A 21,171-nucleotide genomic window follows, 5' to 3' on the forward strand; every position below is an offset into this window, starting at 1 on the left:
GACAAAACTGCAAGCATGAAACATTTTAAACCGTTGAAAAACAACGTTTTAACATCTTTGGCACAATTCTGTACGCATGGTTTGAAAAACAGAATTATGTTCGGTCCTCAAAAAATTAAATTTTCAGATCTCGCCTTAATTTCAAAAATTATGGTGGGAACAAAAACCAATTTAATCATCTTTGATCCCTTAGGTCAAGTAATTTATGATGAAGAGGGAAATTTTAAGAAAAATGCAAAAAATGTTTTTGTAAATTTTGGGCAAGAGGTAACGACTTTCAAAGAGTTCAAGTTGAATGATTTTGATGCCATTCTTGACTTTGGTTCTGTTAAAAATATTCAATCATTTAAAGCTCATAGCTTTCAGGTATTTTCTACTAAAGCGAAAGATGTTAAATGGATTACAAAATCAGAAGACCGGTCCAATTCTATTCTTAACTTTCTTAACACAGACAGTGTTCGAGCAAAAGTAATTCGAACGGGTTTTAAAGCATTAAATTGGATGCGTTTGTCACACTTAATCAGTACTTCTTTTAAGGTTTACAATCAGGGGAACAAACTGCATTTCGAGAATAACTTACCTGAAATTAGCTATGATAATTATTCAATTTTCTGTGGTGTTCCTGGCGTTTACAGAAAACCGGTTATACAACTAGTAGAAAACAACAAACCCGTTTCTTTTGTAAAGTTGGCAGTATCACAGAATAGCCACATTCAAATTGAAAAAGAAAGAAATATACTGAGAAAAGTAAATCAAATTGAGTTTACAAATTTAAGTGTTCCTTCAATTTTGGAAACAAAAAGTGAAATCTCATTAGCCACTTCCCCATTGTTTAAAACATCCAATTCAAAAATTAATGATAACATTTTAATCGAAAGTTTAATTCAAATCAATTTTGCGCAGCAAAAGCACGTAAAATTTAGTCTTTCTAAAACAGCTTTTGATATCAACAAGCGTTTAGAATGGTTAAAAAACAACGGAAATGATACTGATTTATCATTAATTAAAAAACTTGAATTAGTGTATGAAAACCTGGATAAGCACCAATACCTTTTCACCTCTATTGCCCATGGCGACTTTACTCCTTGGAATATCATATTAGGAGAAAAACCACAAATTATTGATTGGGAAATGGCCGAAAACGAACGTCCTTTGTTCTATGACCTTTTCCATTTTATTTTAAGCAAAGAATTATTTATCAACCGAAATACGGACGGTCTTCACGCCTTAAAAAAAATTAAGAAAGTGCTTGCTAGTCCCCCTCTTACTACAATTACAAATAAGTATCGCGTAAACATTGAAACAAACTTAAAAATTTATTTATTACACAAAATTAGCGAGCAACTTGTACTCTTTAACAAACAACGTATTGTCCATCACGAACATGAGATGTTACGTATTTTATGGATGAACATTTTAGACCACTTTTTACCTCAAACAACTACAGTGGATCAACGAAGAGCTTTCCTACAACAAATAGAGGGGGTACTACAAGCCAAATCCTATGCTGCGATTAAATTTTTACATAAACAATTTACTGAAATTCCTGAAACCAGCGATTTAGACTTGATTATCGCAAAAAAGGATATCGAGTTAGTGATTAAATTCTGTAAAACACATCCGTATGTTGAAATGACAAAAGTGTTTCAGGACGCACATATGCATACGATAAAATTATTTTTTAAAAATGGTTCTTTCTTATCGATAGATCTCATTCATGAATTATCTCGGAAAGGAGTGAAATTTATTAAGATTGAAGATTATATTGCCTCTGCCGAACCAGTAAACAATGTCAACAGACCAACTTTATATTTTGATTTTCTGTACCTCATTTATTTTTACAATTTAAATGGCCAAAACATCCCAACTAAGTATAAAAATTATCTTCGCGACCGCTTAAATTCTGAAGAAGAAAAAGAGACACTCCTCACTAAAATAAATGCAAAAACTGGTTTAAATTATTCACAGCTCGATTTCTATTTTCTGTTGAAAGAATCTGACCGAACATTACTCCAAAAACAAGTGAAGCAATCCAACAGTTCTTTTGGACTTTTAATAAGACGTTTTAGGTATTTAAGCTTCACCCTTAAAAGAATGTTGACTGATTATGGAAAAGTTATCACATTTTCAGGTGTCGACGGAGCAGGAAAGACAACTGTTTTGACTAAAATTCAAACAGAGTTAACCAAAACTTATCGAAAAGAAGTTGTCATTTTAAGACATCGACCGGGCATTTTACCAATTATTTCCACACTCAAATATGGGACTAAAGAAAAGGCCGAAAATGCGGCGTCAAATAGGCTTCCGAGACAGGGAAAAAACAAAAGTTTTTTAAGTTCTTTATTGCGTTTTGGTTACTATTATATGGATTATATTTTTGGTCAGGTATTCGTGTTCTTCAAGTATCGTTTAAGAGGTAAAATCATTATTTATGACCGATATTATTTCGATTTTATCAATGACGCAAAACGATCAAATATTCAACTTAACAGAAAATTCATTAAACTACTTTATGCCTTGGTACATAAACCAAAATTCAATTTCTATTTGTACAATACTCCTCAAGTTATTTTATCACGAAAAAAAGAGTTAAAAGCGGAGGATATCATTCAATTGAACACCAATTATGCGCAATTGTTTAATGAACTACAGGCTCAGCAATCAAATTCAGAATACATCCAAATTAAAAATGATTATTTGGATGAAACGGTGAACAATATTATGCAACGATTAAAAATTATACTATGAGTACACATAATCGGCATATATTAATTACAGCCTATGCTGTTAATCCATATAAAGGTTCGGAGGATGGAACTGGTTGGAATATTCCATTAGAATTAGCAAAAAGGAATAATATTAGCGTTATCACACGTAAAAATAATCAACCAGAAATTGACCGATTTTACCGTGAAAATCCAAATCTAGCTGCCCTAAAAAATCTGACTTTCTATTATTACGACTTGCCAAAATGGGCTATGTTTTGGAAGAAAAAAATTGGAGAAAGAGGTTATGTGCTTTATTACTATTTATGGCAAATGTTTATACCTTTCTTCATTCGAGCGAATAAAATTCAATTCGATATTGCTCACGCCTTGAACTTTCACAGTGATAGTCATCCTCAATTTTTATGGGTATTTGGAAAACCTGTAATGTGGGGTCCTATTGGACATCACCGTAAGGTTCCTAAGCCTTTTATTAAAAGATTCTACAGTACTAAAACGTTTTGGAAAGATCGGTTATACAATTCGGTTAAGTTTCTCATGAGGAACCTTGATCCTTTCTATTATATATCGAAATGGACGGCAAAACGAATCTTTGTTATTAACTCAAAAATCAATGATTCAGTGAGAGCTAACCCTAAAAAAATCATTATTTTACCCGCGGTAGCCACCAATAATGTCGCTAGTCCACCCGTTTTGCATAACAATTATTTTAACGTACTTTCTGTGGGACGGTTTACCTATATGAAAGGTTTCGATTTAACAATAAAAGCATTCGCTACTTTTTATCACCAACTTGAAAAATCTGATCAACGCAAAGTCAAATTAACATTAGTTGGAAAAGGGGAAGAAACAAATTTAATCAAAGCTCTTATTCAAACTGAAGGATTAAGCAGTGCTGTCAAAATCATAAAATGGGTCGATCACAAAGAAATGCCTTCCATTTACCATGATTCATCTGCTTTTATTTTTGGCTCACATGAAGGTGCTGGAATGGTTGTTCCTGAAGCACTGGGGTATGGTGTGCCTGTTATATGCTTTAATAATGAGGGGCCTGGAGAATTATGTGATAATTCTAACGCTATTAAAATTGATCCTACTACCTACTATGAAGCCGTTCACAATTTTGCAAATGCCTTAAATGAGCTTTATCAAAATCCTGGTAAAAGAGAAGAGATGTCTAGAGCCGGGGTTGAATACGCCAAAGAAAAATTCAATTGGTCCTACAAATCAAATGTAATAAATGAGGCTTATGATGCTGCCTCTCTCAAAAAGCACGAATCCCTACTAATTAAAAGAACAAGAACTACATGAAAAATATTGCCATCTTCCATCCTAGCACCGAACTTTACGGTGCTGATCGCATTATGGTTAATGCTGCAAATGCGATGCGCGAAGGTAATATTACGATATACCTACCTAAAGAAGGTCCGTTGATTGAATTCATACATAAAAATCTTCCAAATGCAGACGTGAAAATTGTTGATTTCATGCCGGTAATTCAACGTTCGATGTTTTCACTGACCGGAATTAAGACGGCACTTAAATATTACCGCAAATTTAAATCCTATTTTAAGTCAGAACACAAAAATAAGAACTTTGATCTCGTTTATGTCAACACTTTAGCATGCTCATTGTGTCTTCCCTTATTAAATCGAAACAAATACAAGGTAATTGTTCATGTACACGAAATTCTTGAACACCCTAAAATTGTCGCTAAAGTAACTGCCAAGCTGGCTTCAAAGTATGCAGATCGTGTTGTATGTGTTTCTGATGCAGTAAAGCAGAACCTGCTGAATTACACAAAAGACGCAGACAAAATTATTGTACTAAGAAATGGTATTGATCCGATAGATCGAGAAATTCAACTCCCTAATATGCAAGTGGAGTTTTTTTTATTTGGTAGGATTAAACCTGAAAAAGGGCAATGGTATTTGATAGAAGCTCTCAAAAAAATTAACCCTAACACCCTGGAATTAGCACATTTCAACCTCGTAGGAGGAACGGCTGCTGGTCGAGATGACTTACTTTATGATTTAAAAGCAAAAATAAAATCATATGAACTGGAAGAATTTATATCTCTTATCGGTTTTACTGAAAACATAACTCCACTTATTTCTTCGGCTGATGTTTGCCTAATTCCTTCGCAAATGAAAGATCCTTTTCCGACAACCGTTTTAGAGGCAATGTCAATTGGAAAAACAATCATTACGACAGATACTGGTGGAGCCAAAGAAGCTGTTATTAATGGTGAATCCGGTTTAATTATTCCACCAGATGACCCTCAAAAGTTTGCTGATGCCATTGAATTTTGCATTCAAAATCGCTACGAAGCTAAAGACCTGGGATATAACGCAAGAGATCGTTTTGAAGAAAATTTTACCCTTGAACATTTTAATTTAAAATGGCGAAAACTAATCGCTAAACTTTTTTCCCAAAACGGGAAGAATTAGTTCAAATTGCGACAACTTCAACTTACAAATAAAAGTAAAAACTCCCAAAAATAGGGTGTTTAAGAGGTTTGGCACAAATTTGGAACTCAAGTGGTCATGCCAAAACAAAAAAAAATAGCATTAATTGGAACAGCAGGAGTACCTGCTAAGTACGGTGGTTTTGAAACGCTTGCACACAATTTAGTTGAAAAATTGAATAATGAATTTGATGTTCACGTTTATGCAAGTAAAAAAATCTATCCTAAAAATGAACGACCTCAATATTGGAAAGGTGCTAGAATACATTATTTAAGACTTTCTGCCAATGGCATTTCAAGTATATTATATGATTTTCTATCAATGCTACATGCCATCCGATACGCTGATACCTTAATTGTTTTAGGTGTATCGGGTGGTTTATTTATTCCTTTTATCCGCCTCATTTCACGAGCAAAAATTATTGTGAACATAGACGGTTTGGAATGGAGACGAGATAAATGGTCAAAACCCGTTAAAAAATTCCTTCAAATCTCAGAACGACTTGCCGTCCGTTATTCACACGCAGATATTACCGACAATTTATCCATCAAAAGATATACAGCAATCAAATATGGATCAATAAGCCATATGATTGCATACGGAGCCGATCATTGTATAAACACAAAAATTCAAGCTTCAGACTTTAATAAATATCCATTCTTAAAATTACCCTACGCCTTCAAAGTTGCACGTATTGAACCCGAGAATAATATCGACCTGATACTAAAAGCATACACACAATTACCAAATCAGCAACTTGTTATTGTCGGCAACTGGAAGTCTTCCGATTATGGGACAGAACTTCAAGCAACCTACAATAAATTCATGCATATGCATCTTCTTGATCCAATTTATGATCAAACTCAACTCAACGTGCTTCGAGGAAATTGTACATATTATATACATGGCCACAGTGCGGGAGGAACGAATCCTTCTTTAGTAGAAGCCATGTTTTTAAAATTACCGATTCTGTCCTTTGATGTATCGTTTAACAGGGCTACAACTCACAATAAAGCCATTTTCTTTAAAAATGAGCAAGAATTAATTCAAAAAGTAAATCAACTGACAAGAAAAGAACTCACTACAACCGCTGAAGAATTATACAAAATTGCACAACAAGAGTATACCTGGAAAAAAATTGCGAATCGATACCGCTCATTGGTGTACCTCACACAAATCGCAGGGTTTAAAGCTAACTACAAAAATTATGAGAAAAATCTTGCGGATGAAAAATGGATTACTGCTAAGTATCCCCATTTACTAAGACAAAATTACAATTTCAACCACCTCAACGATTAGCTATGGATAACCTGACTTTTTACTTTACGTTTCCCGTTGTGATTTTACTGTCATTTTTTGCTTTAAAACAGCATATCATCTTCTTTCATAAAAAAGGATTACTAGACAACCCTGAAGGAAGAAAGCAGCACAAAATTCCTACGCCTACTGCAGGGGGAATTATTTTCATTATTCCTATGCTTGCATTTTACATCACCAACCCAAATCCAACAAATCTAATCGTTCTACTGGTCTTCTTAGGATTTTCAATTTTAGGATTAGTTGATGATTTAAAAAATCTTTCTGCAATTTTTAAATTTGGTTTGCAAATCGCTTTTTCTACGCTAATCATTTATTTAAATGGCCCCTACGAATTTATTGCTGAAATCACGCAACAAAGTTCTGCATTAAACGACGTGTTATCAGTGGTATTCATGGTTGGAATTATAAATTCCGTTAATTTAATTGACGGTTCAGATGGACTTGCTGGATTATACGGAAGTACATTTTTTATTGTAAGTATTGGAGCCTCACTTTTTGTTGGAAGTTCAGAATTGGCTGTAATGGCGACCTTACTCTTGGGTAGTTTATTAGTATTTCTATATTTCAATTTTGAACCAGCAAAAGTATTTATGGGAGATACTGGTTCCCTTACCATGGGCTTTTCGCTTGCTTATATCACCTTGCGCTTGGTAAACGAAAGCGGAACCAGTTATCCAACTATTAATTACGCGCTTGTCCCTCTGCTACTACTTCCTGCAATGGACACTTTTCGCGTGATGATGTGGAGAATCATTAACAAGACAAGTCCATTTAAAGCTGATAGGACTCACTTACATCACATTCTCTCTATTGCGGGACTCAATGCGAAAAAGATAAGTTTCACCTTTTCAACAATCGGAATAATCATCTTAAGTTTTAGTCTTCTCACCTATCATTGGGAAATGTCATTACTTAAGAGTTTGATGATGTCAACTTCATTAACAATCGCTGCAATAACAATAGCAATTCGGAAAATGCAAATTCGGAGACATCAAAAAATGCATTCGCAACAAGAAAAACTTAACAAGACCCTACTCAGCAATCACCTATTAAAAAAACGTATAAAAAATGAAAACGCATAACCCAATTTTATTAGTAGTAGAGGACAATTATTTGCGCCAATTTACAAAAGAGTTTATCGAAGATAAATTTAGTGTTGCTGTGGCTGATTACGCATCAATAAGCGAATTAGATCTAAATGAATTGAATGATGAATCTCTTTTAATCTCAGAAACAGATCAAAATTCCGTTAAAAAATTCCTTGAACGTACGAATCCAAAAAAATTTAATTGGATTGCACTTTCTTGGGAAAACTCAATATCCAACGCATTAAAAATTGTTGATGCCGGAGCCTGTGATTTAATTCGAATACAAAGCAAAAACTTCTTCGCTGAACTTGCAGAGAGTATCCATCCAATAATAAATGTCAATACTTCTCTCACCAAAATTGATGCATTGAAAAAGCACATTAAATCAGATGATAAACAATATATAATTCTACTGGTCATCACCGCAGCTATCTTCTTCACTGCTTTAAGTATTCAATAACCTCAAATTGATTATTCCAGCAGTAATAAATCCCCTCTATTCGCAACCCGGAGGGGATTTTTAGTTGTTAGACAATTCAATATTGGATACCACTTTATACTTTTAAATTCTGTAATTTTGTCAAGTAATGGAATTACAAATAAAAAATATGGTATGCGACCGATGTATTATGGCCGTAAAAAATATACTTCAGCAAGCAGATGTTGAAATAAAATCCATTCAACTTGGCAGAGTTGTTACCAAGCATTCTATTACCCAGCAACAAATTGATTCCATCAATGAAAAATTAACGGCCATAGGTTTTGAAATAATTGAGAACAAAGATTCTAAACTTATCAATGAAATAAAAACAAAAATCATAGAATTGGTTCATTACAATAAGACCAATTTGAAAGTGAATTTATCAACTCACATTGCGCAAAAATTAGGACAGGAATATAGTTATTTAAGTAAACTTTTTTCAAATTCTGAAGGCATAACAATTGAAAAGTATTATATCTTACAAAAAGTTGAACGCGTAAAAGAACTTTTAACATACCAAGAACTAAACCTAGAAGAAATTGCAGATCAATTAGGCTATAGCAGCAATGCTTACCTTACTAATCAATTTAAAAAAATAACAGGTTTCACGCCTTCGCAATTTCGAAAGCTACCAATTGATCAGCGTCAAAAAATTGAACACCTTTAAATCTTACAATTTTTATCCATAATTATGTAAGTAAGTCGATTTGATTAGCATGTATCTTTGTTAATAAAAAACAATGACACATCAATATACAGTAACAGGCATGACCTGTGGAAGTTGCGAATCAAAAGTTGAAAACGCCTTAACATCAGTCGAAGGTGTTGTAAAAGTTAATGCAAAAAAAGATGAAAACTTGGTTACCATTACAATGGAAAACCATATCCCTCTTAACCAGTTTAAATCAGTTTTACCCGAAAAATACACGATTACTAACAGATTCATAGACCAAAGTGAGGCGAAAAAAACCTGGTTTCAAACCTATAAACCAGTCCTTATGATATTCTTCTATATCACGGGTATAACATTTTTACTTCAATTCAGCAGTGGAGACTTTAATTTAGCCGACTGGATGCGGCATTTCATGGCTGGTTTTTTTATTACCTTCTCATTCTTTAAAATGCTCAATTTAAAAGACTTCGCAATGAGCTATCAAATGTATGATGTGGTGGCAAAACGATTTAAAGCATGGGGCTATATCTATGCATTTACAGAACTAGGATTAGGAATTGCATTCTTGTTAAACTTATGGCCATTTTATATCCATCTCATTACATTTATTGTGATGTCTATTAGTATTATTGGCGCAATTGAGACCGTTGCGAACAAAAAAAAGATTCAATGTGCGTGTTTAGGAGCCGTTTTTGATTTACCAATGAGTAACATTACAATTATTGAAGATGGTTTAATGATTGTAATGAGCGGTGTTATGCTATTCCAGTTGTTTTAAGTAATTTAACCACATGAATTTAAATCAGGAAGAACTTAAAGAGCTTGCGAGTCAATTGTCGCACCCAAAAGGAGATAACGGCCTTATTGTTGCTGACAAAATGCATGAAACCAACCAGAACATGACAGTAACCTGTTATGAGATTTTGGAACCTAAACGCAATGATGCTTTATTAGAAATTGGCCATGGAAGTGGGAAACACCTCTCTGAATTAATCAAGATCTATAATATTACAACCTATCAAGGAATTGAAATTTCTAAGAGCATGCATGAACTTGCAAAAGAATCAAATGCAAAAGAAATTAATGAAGGTAAAGCTCGATTTGAATTATATGACGGAAAAATCATTCCGGTTTCAAATAATAATTTTGATAAAGTTGTTACCGTGAACACAATTTACTTTTGGGAAAAACCAATCGAATTGTTGAATGAAATATATAGAGTTCTTAAACCAGGTGGTCAATGTGCAATAGGATATGTAAATGCCGACACAATGAAAAACCTTCCTTTTACCGCACATGGATTTACATTATACCCTGAGCAAAAAATTAAGCGTTTATGCGATGATTCTCATTTTGAGAGTTATCGCATAAACACTTATAACGAAAAAGTAAAATCAAATGCTGGAGAAGAAATAGATCGTAAATTTCATGTCTTAATCCTTTCCAAATAAAGACTAAAAATATACTATTTCGCGCTCCACAATAGCTTTTGTAGGACGAGATGAATGAGATAATTCAGCTTTGTACCAATTCCCTTTTACATCCAACCAGTAAGTCGTTTTAATTCGAATTCGATGGTCCATAAATTTAACACGCTTAACGACACGATTACGTTTATAATGATATGTAATTAAGTGAGATTCCTCCTTCGCAGTTCCGGTTACATAATCTCTAATTTTACGACCTTTCCGATCGTATTTGCTGTATACTTTTTGTTCATCAAAAGACGCATAAACAACCTCGCCCAATGAGCTGTAACCGACTGAATCTGGTTCGTTTTGTAAAATTGTAGTCGTCATTGTTCTACCACGTATAGTATCTACCATTGCATTTCCTTCCAAAAAGTAAATAATATCTTCGTGGTCATAGGTCGATTCTGCCTTATGATAAAATTGTCGAATTAAACCTGAGCCATCTGGCTCAATTACCTCTATTTTTTTAAATAAACCTGCTTGATCGAAAGTATAATACTCATAGCGATACTCTGAAAATTGACTATTCCCAATAAAATCAAGTTTTACTTTAACCGATTCTACATTTCCATTTAAGTTTTGATATTCAAACATGCTATGCTCAGCAAGCAGATTTGGATTATAAATCTGATTCACCCACAAATAGGGGTCTTGATCCTGTGAAAAACCTATTCCGCAGTGAATCAAAAATAGGAGACTCAATAAAGTTTTCATTCCTTGCGATTTTCATTAAATGGCTGTTTTTTCAATTTTCGTCATGAATAATTTTAACCCTTCCAACCTCTCCAGTATCAAGCATTACTTTTATTCCATGAGGGTGTTTTCTTGAATTCGTTAAAATCCTTTTTACAACACCATCTGTTAGAGTTCCTGTAGCTTGGTCAGCCTTTTTAACCACTTCTACATACGCCCCAACTTTGACATGATTTAAAAGTCTTCCGTCTAATTCCATTTCGTCATTTTTATTTTTCATGCAAAACTATTTATAAAATCGGATAGCTTTTAATTCTCTCTCAAAGTTAACATAAGTATAAATACGTAGTTTTAACCTTCGACGGACGGACAAAATATTTCGTTATGGTGCTCTTTATTCCGAAAATTACGAGAAGTCAATTCTAAATAATCCAATCTTTCTTGCATTTCACTATTTTTGAACAAAATCTAAATCATGGAAAACTTTAAGTCACTTGGCATTCGAAAAGATCTAATTAAAGGCATCAACGAGATGGGTATTATTACTCCAAGTGAAATCCAAGCACAGGCCATTCCAATATTATTAAAGCAAGAAGTAGATTTAGTCGCTAAAGCGCAAACCGGAACTGGGAAGACAGCTGCCTACGCATTACCATTGATTGAAAAAATTAATCCAAACTCTAAAACAATTCAAGGTTTAATCTTATGTCCAACGAGAGAATTAGGCCAACAAATTGCCAAACAAATCTTTAAATTCACAAAATACACTGATAAAATTTTTACTGAATGTGTTTATGGGGGAGGAAAAATTGAAGACCAAATTAAAAACTTAAAACGTACTACTCATATTTTAGTTGCGACACCAGGCCGTTTGAATGATTTGATTAAACGAAAAATATTAGATCTGAGTAATGTTCGAACAATAATTTTGGATGAGGCAGATGAGATGCTGAGCATGGGGTTTAAATCTGAAATAGATATCGCTCTCAATTATGTTTCACCATTGGCAAGACGGTGGTTGTTTTCAGCGACCATGCCACATGGTATTTTACAAATTGTAAATAACCATTTATCGGCTGAAGCAATTAAAATTGATATAAAAGGTAAAAGTGGGGTAAACAAACATGTTGAACATCAATTTTTATTGTGTGATGATCGCGAAAAACTTTCTGTGCTACTACAATTCTTATCCGCAACGGGTAAAGAAAGAGGTATAATTTTTTGCAAAACAAAGAAAACGGCTCAGACCCTCGTCAAACAGTTAATCGCAAAAAACATAAAAACGGATACCATTCATGGAGACCTTCTTCAAAAAGAACGTGAAAAAGCACTTAGAAATTTCACCAAAAACCATTTAAAAGTTCTAGTTGCTACTGACATTGCTGCACGAGGAATTGATATTGATAACCTCGCTTTTGTTGTACATTATGAACTACCAAGCTCAGACGAATATTATACGCACAGAAGTGGAAGAACAGGAAGAGGTGGAAAATCAGGTATTTCAATCAGCCTCATTAATTCAAAGGAACTAAAACAAATAAGAGCCATTGAAAAGAAAGTACACATCAGTTTTAAACAGATACGTAGGGTAAAATAACACTTTATTTTTTCAAAAAGTATGGGTCGTATAGTTTATCCGCGTTATAAGCAATCGTTAAGATATGACCCTGCCCCTCCATTTTAATGAGATGAACTTCTTTTACTTTCTTTTTTAATCTTTTTACATCTTCCTTAGCTGACGCGTACCATTCTTTATCGTCCTTTTCCCCGTAGGCAAATATGACTTTTAAATGCTGCCAAGTCTCTGTAGGAATGATTTTATCACCTAATTTACCAGGCGCTACAATGACACCTGCAAAACGATATGGATCAACTTCAACAAAATTTAAGGCGGCTTCCCCCCCATTCGAAGTACCTGCAATCAACCAATTTGGTTTTGTATTAAACTCTTTTGAAATACCATTTAAAAGATCTTTTACCTCCTCATTCGTAAAACTCTTAAAATTGATGGTATCACGATCAACAACTGGCATAATCGTGAAATAATCGTTAAAATACCCAGATCTAAACCAAGCAGCATAACAATAATTGACCACTTTTAACGACTGATTTCCTCCAGATAATCCCAAAAACACATTGTACGATTTCTCAGGATTATAATCCTTAGGATATTTTACTTGTAACGTAAATGTATCAAGTTCTGTGTGGAGTGTAACAGTTTTTAATTCGTCCAATATCTCTTCTGATACTTTTAAATTTTGAGAAATAGCATTGTAGCCTACGGCCAGAATACAAAAAAGAAATAACCGCTTCATTAATAATAAGTAGGTGAACTTCAAAAATAATTATTTATTTAAAAATTCAACCTTTCTATGACCTATTGATTAACTTTTTGAACTTTAATCGTTTGCTCTGAATACGATGAAATTACCCTTACCAGGTATAAGCCTGATTCATTTTCGCTTAAATCAAGTTCAAAATTATGCTCACCACTGTCTAGCATCCCTTCGAACAAAGTTTGAATTTGGCGACCATTCATATCATAAACTTGAACTTGATAATACCCTCGATTCACAATTTCAAAAACTACATTCGTTATACTTTCTACAGGATTTGGAAAAACTTTAAGATCAATTTCCATTATAGGTTCTTCAGTGTTCGGTTCCTCTTTCAAAGTATCCTCCAAATAGGCCATATATGTAGGTTGCTCAACTACTAAAGCCCCTGACAAGATCATCTGTGGTACACCTCCCAATTCTGATGGGCCAATTAACGATTCTGTCAGAATAACTGTGTCTCCAAGCAACTCACTTTCTTCAGCTATGCACTCCACCTCTCCGGCTAATTCAGTTTTTCCCAAAACGGGAATGTCTACAAAATCAATAAGATCAAATTCTTCTCTGTCATGAATCGAATTAATATATTGCGGTCGTTCACTCGGCCCTTTTGCCAATTGAATGGTAAAACTTTCTATAATTTGACGATCAGACTCATTTGCACAACTGAATAAACCTATTCCAAAAACCAAAATTAAAGCAAATAAAAACTTAGATCTAAATGTTTTTTTACGGTTTGATTTCCATTGAACAAACTCACGATTAAGCTGATTTAGCTGAGCCGTTTTAAATTGACCACAAATGTGTTTTCCTTTACTGTTCAAAAGAATTTTATTGACCGCTGCATTCGACATTTTTCGAAAATCGTAAGTATCGATTTTACATTTTGCACAAAATGCTCCTCTTTCAGTTGGCGTCATTTTGTTAAAATCTTCATTACATGGCGATGGAATTGAAATCATAATTCAAGTTTTTAATTCATACAATTAATGCTTCTCCCGGTTCATTTTATTTTAGAGATGCTTAACTTTCTTTCATTCCATAAACCCATAAATTTCTTAAATTCGCCTTTATGCTAGAGAAATTAGAAGGAATAGATCAATCCCTATTTTTATACTTGAACAGCTTACGTGCTGATTGGCTCGACCCTGTCATGTGGTATTTTAGTTCGATAGGCTTAATGATTCCTGTATTTGCCTATATTCTATTCTATTCTTACAAAAAAAAAGGCTGGCCTTTTATGTTAATGATTCTATTAGGACTTGGATTTTGCATACTTCTATCTGACCGAATTTCAGTGGAATTGTTTAAAGAGGTTTTCCAAAGGTACCGTCCCACACACAATGGTGAGATTGGAGAATTAGTACAAACCGTTATTAAACCTAATGGTGAAGAATATAGAGGAGGATTATTTAGTTTCGTTTCTTCTCATGCTACCAACACTGCTTCCTTGGCAGTTTTTACATTTTTACATTTACGTCAATTCTCAAAGTACTGGGTATTCATTTTTATTTGGATGCTTCTTGTATCCTACACACGTATTTATTTAGGGGTTCATTATCCTGCTGATATCATTGGAGGTATGATTTTAGGAGGAAGTATCGGAGCTTTCTTATACTGGATCTCACTAAGAGTCAACCTTTTTAAATGGAAAAATAATGAGTGATTTAACGGCGTTTCTATTCGTGTTTTTAGGTGGAGGGCTTGGAAGTGTAAGTCGTCATGGAGTTGGGAAATTAGCACTCAACTTATTTGAACATTCAAAATTTCCCGTAGGCACATTCATTGCCAACACATTAGCATGTTTTATCTTGGGATTAACACTCTATTTTTTCAAAGAAAGACTTTTAGAAAATGATTGGTTAAAATACCTTGTGGTTATTGGTTTCTGTGGGGGTTTTTCTACTTTCTCTACGTTTAGTATTGAGACTTTCAAATTGTTTCAGGAAGGGTTTTATTGGATTGCACTACTAAATATTGCTGTTAGTATCGGTTTAGGAATAAGTGTTTTATGGCTGATGTTAAGGTAAAATCTAGCCACAACCACAATCATCACTTCCACAAGACTTTTCAGAATTACCAACTAATTTCTTTTTGAAATACTTCTTATACATTCGCAATCCTAAGAAGGTTGTTGCACCGAAAAAAAGCAAATAAACAATTATTTCTTGCGTCATATGCTAAAATTCTATTTTAATAACTGAAAGGCTATTAATGCCATAAAATAAGCTAATAACGTCATATAACCAAATTGAAGCAAGGTCCATTTTAACGATTTGGTTTCTTTATAAGTCACTGCTACTGTGCTCATACATTGTAAAGAAAAAGCATAGAACAATAACAGTGAAATACAAGTTGCAAAACTAAATGCCGGTAAACCTGTTTTTGGATTAATTTCTGCTTTCAAACGATCTCTAATTGGTAAAATTTCTTCGGATCCTACTGAATAAATAACTGATATCGTTCCAACAAAAACTTCACGTGCTGCCAAAGAAGAAATAAGTGCGATCCCAATCTTCCAATCGTATCCTAAAGGTGCAATAGCTGGTTCAATTGCTTTGCCAATTGTTCCTAAATAAGAATTTTCTTGCTCGTATGACGCAATTTTATTTTCAAGCTCTTCCTCTGACAGTTCCGGGTAATTTTCAGTAACTATAGATTCAGCATTTTTAAAATCTTCTCCTCCATTTGTAACTAACACAAATAAAACAATTGTTGTTGCAACTATAATCTTACCAGCATTCCAAATAAATGATTTAACATTGGTCCACATACTTATGAGTACATTTTTAATACCAGGAGTTAAATATTCAGGCATCTCCATTAAAAGGTAGCTTTTATAAGTAGGCTTCATGATATTTTTTAGAATGAATGCGACAATAAATGTCATTAAAACACCCAATAAATACATCGCCATTAAGGCTAGTCCCTGTTGATTAAATATGCCAATATCCTTATCCGGAACGATTAGCGCAATCAGTAAAACATAAACTGGTATTCGGGCCGAACAGGTTAACAGTGGTGTAACAAGTATTGTAATTAAACGTTCCCGACTATTTTCAATGGTACGTGCGGACATTATAGCAGGAATAGCACAAGCCATTCCGGATATTAATGGGACAATACTTTTTCCACTCATTCCAAATCCCTGCATCAGTCGATCAGTGAGGTATACAATTCTTGACATATAACCACTTTCTTCTAGGATCGAGAAAAAGAAAAACAAAATTGATATTTGTGGTATAAAAATGACCACACCTCCAATACCGGGAACCAAACCTTCGGTTACCAATCTTGACAAATAACCTTCAGGTAGTAACGCTGTAAGCGAAACTTGAATTTGTTCAAATAGGCTTTCAATCCATCCCATTGGATAGTCTGCTATCCAAAAAATAGATTGAAAAATTAAAAAGATAATTGCTAAGAAAATTAAATATCCAAAAACAGGATGTAATAAAATACGATCAATACGTGATGTAAAATCGGTTGCTTTAGCTTTATCAATCGTTAAAACATCATTCAAATATGATTTAATGTGTTTATAGCGTAAAATGGATGCATTTTTCTTCCACGACCGAACATTGAGATTATTTCCTTCTATAAATGCATCTTTATGAGACTTATCAGCTTCTAATGAAACATCTGTTAATCGTAAAAAATTAATGTATAAATTTTTTTCCGCTCTAACATCAGCGAACTTTTTTAAGTACTCTTGATCTTCCTGTTGAATATACAATTGAGGACGTTCGCTTATTTTCAAGGGTTGATTGAGATAAGAAAACAACTCATCGAAACCCTCTCCCGATTTAGCACTAATTTGAACAACTGGAACATCTAATTTTGCTTTCAATTGTTCGATATCAACAAACACCCCTCTTTTGGCGCCAACATCCACCATATTAACAGCAACAACCATAGGAATATTTAAATCCCTTATTTGCTCATAGAGATATAAATTTCGTTTTAAGTTAAGAGCGGAAAGCATTAAGACTATCTTATCCGGAAAATCATTTGATTGTTGATTCATAAGGTATTTCACCACCAACTCTTCATCTTTAGACGTAGGATAAAGCGAATTAATACCCGGTAAATCAGTTACAACATATTTTTTATTCGATCGAATAAACTCTCCCTTTTTTTTGTCGACCGTAACACCCGGATAATTCCCAGTATGTTGTTTTAAGCCACAAAGTTTATTAAAAAGGGTAGTCTTACCTAAGTTGGGATTTCCAACTAATGCTATTTTCAAGGGTTCTTGTTTAATCATTCTACAATGATAAAAGCCGCTTCTTTTCTCCTTAAGGCGATTCGATTATTATCGATTTCAATAAAAATCGGTCCTTTAAACGGCGCTTTATTTAAGATAGCGAATTGCGCTCCAGGAATCACTCCGAATTCAATTAATTTAGCTGATAAATGATGTTCCAAAACTTCTTTGATTACACCAAATTCATTACTCTTTAAATCACTTAAACGCATTCACTTTTTATTTAGAACAAATATAAATAATTCCCTGATGTTAATTTAGCGTTACCAATTATGTTTTGTTAAACTTGATGGTGAATACCATAAAAAGGGTATAAAAAAATCCCGTTAATAATTACTTAACGGGATCTAATAAATTTTAAGCAAAAGTTTTGCTATAAGAATTTGAAATTTTTACCTGGATAATAAGCCATGGCTCCTAGTTCTTCCTCAATTCTTAATAGCTGATTGTATTTAGCAATCCGGTCAGATCGTGAGGCTGAACCTGTTTTAATTTGTCCTGTATTTAAAGCCACAGCCAAATCCGCAATAGTACTATCTGCTGTTTCTCCACTTCGGTGACTCATTACAGATGTATAGCTGTTTTTTGTTGCTAAATTAACGGCATCAATAGTTTCTGATAAAGTTCCAATTTGATTTACTTTAACCAAAATTGAATTGGCAATTCCATTTTGAATTCCTTGTCCCAATCGCTGTGTATTGGTTACAAATAAATCATCGCCCACTATTTGGACTTTATCGCCAATCGCATCCGTCAGTGCTTTCCAGCCATCCCAATCGTCTTCTGCCAAACCATCTTCGATTGACACAATTGGGTATTTACTGGTCCATTCTTTCCAGAAGTCAACCATTTCTCCTGAAGTCCTCACGTCTCCAGTCGAATCAAACTTGTATTGACCATCTTTGTAAAATTCAGAAGATGCGGCATCTAAGGCTATATACACATCCTCACCCGGGCGATATCCCGCTTTAGAAATTGCCTCTAATACAACTTCAATTGCTTCTTCGTTCGAACCTAAATTCGGTGCAAAACCGCCTTCGTCTCCAACATTTGTGCTATGTCCTTTATCTTTTAAAACGGCCTTTAATGTGTGAAATATTTCAGTTCCAATCTGTAGTCCTTGACTAAATGATTTTGCACCAAATGGCATCACCATAAATTCCTGGATATCGATTTTATTATCCGCATGAGATCCACCATTTAATATGTTCATCATCGGAACAGGCAATGTGTTGGCTCCAACACCACCAATATATCGGTATAAAGGCATTCCTGTTTCTTGAGCCGCTGCCTTTGCAATGGCCATCGAAACACCCAAAATAGCATTCGCACCCAACTTGCTCTTATTCACAGTCCCATCAATTGAACGCATATAATTATCAAGTGCAGCTTGATCAAATAAATATTGCCCTTCAAGCGCCTCGTTTAACACTGTGTTTACATTATTTACAGCTTTCATCACCCCTTTACCAAGGTAAAAGCCTTCATCACCATCTCTCAACTCTACTGCCTCATGAATTCCTGTTGATGCACCTGAAGGAACAGCAGCTCTTCCCATAACACCATTCGAAGAATAAACATCAACCTCTACGGTTGGGTTTCCTCTTGAATCTAAAATTTGTCTTGCAATTACTTTTGCGATATAAGTCATAGTCAGTTTATTTTAGTTTGCCCAATCCTTAAAGGCGAATTAATTCATATTTTTCACAAATTGGTCGAATAAATATCTAGAGTCGTGTGGACCAGCAGAAGCTTCGGGATGATATTGAACAGAAAACACTTTTTTCCCTTTTAAGCGAATACCTGCAACCGACTCATCATTTAAATGAATATGTGTTAGCTCAACATTTTCACTTTTTTCTACAGACTCTTTTGAAACCACGAAACCGTGATTTTGTGAAGTAACCTCACCTTTACCCGTAATCAAGTTTTTAATTGGATGGTTAATTCCTCGATGACCATTATGCATCTTTTCCGTTGTTAAGCCTTGACTTAACGCCAACAACTGATGACCGAGACAAATTCCAAAAATTGGTAAATCACTTTCAACCATTTCTTTGATATTTTCTCTAACGTTTGGCATTGCTGCTGGATCACCTGGTCCATTTGACAACATAATTCCATCAGGGTTAAACGATTTTAAATCTTCCAAAGTAGCAGTAGAGGGAAACACTTTTACTTGACATCCTCTTTCAACTAAACATCTTACGATATTCTTTTTCACACCCAAATCCAAAAGCGAAACTTTTTTTGCTGCGTTGTCATCTCCAACGATATAAGGTGTTTTAGTACTTACCTCAGATGACAATTCCAACCCTTCCATAGAAGGTACTTTTGCTAATTTGGCTTTTAGGCTATCAATATTTAAATCTTCACTTGAAATAATGGCATTCATAGCTCCTTTGTTACGCACATGACGCACTAAGGCTCTAGTATCAACATCTGCAATTCCAACCACGCCATCATTCTCCATAAAATTTTGGAGTGAATCAGTACCGGAAACTCTTGAATACATCGAAGAGAATTTTTTCGTCACTAAACCTGAAATTTTAATTGAGTCCGATTCAACTTCTTCCTCGTGCACACCATAATTTCCTATATGTGCCGTTGTCATTATTAAAATTTGCTTTAAATAAGAAGGGTCAGTGAAAACCTCTTGATAACCTGTCATTCCCGTGTTAAAGGCAATTTCTCCGGTTGTTGTTCCAATTTTTCCAATTCCACGGCCATGAAAAACCGTTCCATCTTCTAATAAAATTACTGCTGGATGTTGCTCCATTTTTTATTTTTTAATTCGATTTCAAACTCGAATGCGAAATCTGGTTATTGGAATGCAAATTTAAGATATATAAAAAGATCAAACTAGGAATGTGCAAAATTTCTTAATAAGATTCCTAAAAAGTCTTTCCAATTCTTGTTAATAATCACTTATTACCATTTTATACAACAGCAAAAACGAAAAAAAGGGAAACCAAATAGTTTCCCTTTTTAACATAATGTGAAAAGTCGATCTTACTCTTCTTCTTTTTTTGCTTCTGTTTCTTTTGCAGCACCAGCAGCTTTTCCACCTCTTCGAGATCTTCTTGTTGTTTTCTTTTTAGTTTCAGTTCCATAGATCTCATTGAAATCAACTAGCTCTATTAAACACATTTCAGCGTTATCACCTAAACGTTTTCCTGTACGGATGATACGAGTATATCCTCCTGGACGGTCAGCCACTTTTGGAGCTACTTCTCTAAACAATTCAGTTACTGAATACTTATTACGTAAAGCACGGAACACAATTCTTCTTGAATGTGTAGAATCCGTTTTCGATTTCGTAATTAACGGTTCAACAAAACCTCTTAAAGCCTTTGCTTTTGCAACTGTAGTAGTAATTCTTTTGTGCTCGATTAAAGAACAAGCCATATTTGATAACATTGCTTTTCTGTGAGCAGTTTTTCTACCTAAATGGTTGAATTTTTTTCCGTGTCTCATTTCTCTTTATTTTCATCTAAACCTCTTTTAGTATTTAGATGTTGTTTAACTTAAACTTTACCTTACTTTTAGTTTTAATTCCCTCACAAGGATTTTGGGAAATAGAAAGTACACGTTGACAAAATCTTCGTGTACTTTAAATTATTTCGAATTAGTTCTCAAAGCTCACC

Annotated in this window: 22 protein-coding genes; 12 read left to right on the top strand and 10 right to left on the bottom strand. The window is 34.1% G+C overall.

Going from position 1 to position 21,171, the window contains the following annotated elements:
* Positions 1 to 15: 15 nt before the first annotated feature.
* The 9 genes from A8143_RS11890 to A8143_RS11930 all read left to right on the top strand — a co-directional run bounded on the left by A8143_RS11890 (position 16) and on the right by A8143_RS11930 (position 10,207).
* Positions 16 to 2,748, top strand: coding sequence for a phosphotransferase (locus A8143_RS11890; protein ID WP_066759007.1), 2,733 nt, complete (start codon positions 16 to 18; stop codon positions 2,746 to 2,748).
* Positions 2,745 to 4,037, top strand: coding sequence for a glycosyltransferase family 4 protein (locus tag A8143_RS11895; RefSeq protein WP_066759009.1), 1,293 nt, complete (start codon positions 2,745 to 2,747; stop codon positions 4,035 to 4,037). The genes A8143_RS11890 and A8143_RS11895 overlap by 4 nt, the downstream gene beginning before the upstream one ends.
* Positions 4,034 to 5,176: a glycosyltransferase family 4 protein gene (locus tag A8143_RS11900; protein WP_066759015.1), complete on the top strand. Its 1,143-nt coding sequence runs from the start codon at positions 4,034 to 4,036 to the stop codon at positions 5,174 to 5,176. Before A8143_RS11895 ends, A8143_RS11900 begins: the two co-directional genes overlap by 4 nt.
* A 96-nt stretch (positions 5,177 to 5,272) precedes the next feature.
* The gene (locus A8143_RS11905; RefSeq protein ID WP_066759017.1) at positions 5,273 to 6,493 is read left to right on the top strand and encodes a DUF1972 domain-containing protein; all 1,221 of its coding nucleotides are present in this window, start codon (positions 5,273 to 5,275) and stop codon (positions 6,491 to 6,493) included.
* 2 nt (positions 6,494 to 6,495) lie between these two features.
* Complete coding sequence (locus tag A8143_RS11910) at positions 6,496 to 7,596, top strand: glycosyltransferase family 4 protein (RefSeq protein ID WP_066759019.1); 1,101 nt, start codon at positions 6,496 to 6,498, stop codon at positions 7,594 to 7,596.
* Complete coding sequence (locus tag A8143_RS11915; RefSeq protein WP_066759021.1) at positions 7,583 to 8,062, top strand: hypothetical protein; 480 nt, start codon at positions 7,583 to 7,585, stop codon at positions 8,060 to 8,062. The genes A8143_RS11910 and A8143_RS11915 overlap by 14 nt, the downstream gene beginning before the upstream one ends.
* Positions 8,063 to 8,189: 127 nt before the next feature.
* A complete protein-coding gene (locus A8143_RS11920) occupies positions 8,190 to 8,750 on the top strand; it encodes a helix-turn-helix domain-containing protein (protein ID WP_066759022.1) in 561 nt (186 codons plus the stop codon).
* 73 nt (positions 8,751 to 8,823) lie between these two features.
* A complete protein-coding gene (locus A8143_RS11925; protein WP_066759023.1) occupies positions 8,824 to 9,534 on the top strand; it encodes a heavy-metal-associated domain-containing protein in 711 nt (236 codons plus the stop codon).
* 13 nt (positions 9,535 to 9,547) lie between these two features.
* The gene (locus A8143_RS11930; protein WP_066759024.1) at positions 9,548 to 10,207 is read left to right on the top strand and encodes a class I SAM-dependent methyltransferase; all 660 of its coding nucleotides are present in this window, start codon (positions 9,548 to 9,550) and stop codon (positions 10,205 to 10,207) included.
* Positions 10,208 to 10,210: 3 nt separating this feature from the next.
* On the opposite strand, the gene A8143_RS11935 is transcribed toward A8143_RS11930, so the two are convergent.
* Both A8143_RS11935 and A8143_RS11940 read right to left on the bottom strand, forming a co-directional pair.
* Positions 10,211 to 10,942 (bottom strand): hypothetical protein, encoded by a 732-nt coding sequence (locus tag A8143_RS11935; RefSeq protein ID WP_066759025.1) that lies wholly within the window; start codon positions 10,940 to 10,942, stop codon positions 10,211 to 10,213.
* A gap of 31 nt (positions 10,943 to 10,973) precedes the next feature.
* A complete protein-coding gene (locus tag A8143_RS11940) occupies positions 10,974 to 11,201 on the bottom strand; it encodes a YwbE family protein (RefSeq protein ID WP_245676506.1) in 228 nt (75 codons plus the stop codon).
* A gap of 195 nt (positions 11,202 to 11,396) precedes the next feature.
* Between A8143_RS11940 and A8143_RS11945 the strand changes: the two genes are divergently transcribed.
* Complete coding sequence (locus A8143_RS11945) at positions 11,397 to 12,518, top strand: DEAD/DEAH box helicase (protein ID WP_066759026.1); 1,122 nt, start codon at positions 11,397 to 11,399, stop codon at positions 12,516 to 12,518.
* A 4-nt stretch (positions 12,519 to 12,522) separates the two neighbouring features.
* Here A8143_RS11945 and A8143_RS11950 read toward each other — a convergent pair whose 3' ends face one another.
* Positions 12,523 to 13,236 carry an alpha/beta hydrolase gene (locus tag A8143_RS11950; RefSeq protein WP_066759031.1) on the bottom strand — a complete coding sequence of 238 codons (714 nt, stop codon included), beginning with the start codon at positions 13,234 to 13,236 and terminating at the stop codon, positions 12,523 to 12,525.
* Positions 13,237 to 13,298: 62 nt separating this feature from the next.
* Positions 13,299 to 14,219, bottom strand: a complete 921-nt coding sequence (locus tag A8143_RS11955; protein WP_066759033.1) for a T9SS type A sorting domain-containing protein — start codon at positions 14,217 to 14,219, stop codon at positions 13,299 to 13,301.
* Positions 14,220 to 14,329: 110 nt separating this feature from the next.
* On the opposite strand from A8143_RS11955, the gene A8143_RS11960 reads away from it, so the two are divergent.
* Positions 14,330 to 14,923 (top strand): phosphatase PAP2 family protein, encoded by a 594-nt coding sequence (locus A8143_RS11960; RefSeq protein WP_066759035.1) that lies wholly within the window; start codon positions 14,330 to 14,332, stop codon positions 14,921 to 14,923.
* The gene (gene crcB, locus A8143_RS11965; protein ID WP_066759037.1) at positions 14,916 to 15,287 is read left to right on the top strand and encodes a fluoride efflux transporter CrcB; all 372 of its coding nucleotides are present in this window, start codon (positions 14,916 to 14,918) and stop codon (positions 15,285 to 15,287) included. The genes A8143_RS11960 and crcB overlap by 8 nt, the downstream gene beginning before the upstream one ends.
* Positions 15,288 to 15,290: 3 nt before the next feature.
* On the opposite strand, the gene A8143_RS16895 is transcribed toward crcB, so the two are convergent.
* The 6 genes from A8143_RS16895 to rplQ all read right to left on the bottom strand — a co-directional run bounded on the left by A8143_RS16895 (position 15,291) and on the right by rplQ (position 21,001).
* Positions 15,291 to 15,434, bottom strand: a complete 144-nt coding sequence (locus A8143_RS16895) for a FeoB-associated Cys-rich membrane protein (RefSeq protein ID WP_139134344.1) — start codon at positions 15,432 to 15,434, stop codon at positions 15,291 to 15,293.
* Between the two features lie 11 nt (positions 15,435 to 15,445).
* The gene (feoB, locus tag A8143_RS11970; protein WP_066759039.1) at positions 15,446 to 17,524 is read right to left on the bottom strand and encodes a ferrous iron transport protein B; all 2,079 of its coding nucleotides are present in this window, start codon (positions 17,522 to 17,524) and stop codon (positions 15,446 to 15,448) included.
* Positions 17,521 to 17,736 (bottom strand): FeoA family protein, encoded by a 216-nt coding sequence (locus tag A8143_RS11975; RefSeq protein WP_066759041.1) that lies wholly within the window; start codon positions 17,734 to 17,736, stop codon positions 17,521 to 17,523. The genes feoB and A8143_RS11975 overlap by 4 nt, the downstream gene beginning before the upstream one ends.
* A 161-nt stretch (positions 17,737 to 17,897) precedes the next feature.
* Entirely contained in the window at positions 17,898 to 19,175 is a 1,278-nt protein-coding gene (eno, locus tag A8143_RS11980) for a phosphopyruvate hydratase (protein WP_066759043.1), read from the bottom strand.
* 39 nt (positions 19,176 to 19,214) lie between these two features.
* Entirely contained in the window at positions 19,215 to 20,303 is a 1,089-nt protein-coding gene (gene carA / locus A8143_RS11985; protein WP_066759048.1) for a glutamine-hydrolyzing carbamoyl-phosphate synthase small subunit, read from the bottom strand.
* 233 nt (positions 20,304 to 20,536) lie between these two features.
* Complete coding sequence (gene rplQ / locus A8143_RS11990) at positions 20,537 to 21,001, bottom strand: 50S ribosomal protein L17 (protein ID WP_066759050.1); 465 nt, start codon at positions 20,999 to 21,001, stop codon at positions 20,537 to 20,539.
* Positions 21,002 to 21,171: the final 170 nt, after the last annotated feature.

This window comes from Crocinitomix algicola (assembly GCF_001661595.2).
GTDB classification, from domain to species: domain Bacteria; phylum Bacteroidota; class Bacteroidia; order Flavobacteriales_D; family Crocinitomicaceae; genus Crocinitomix; species Crocinitomix algicola.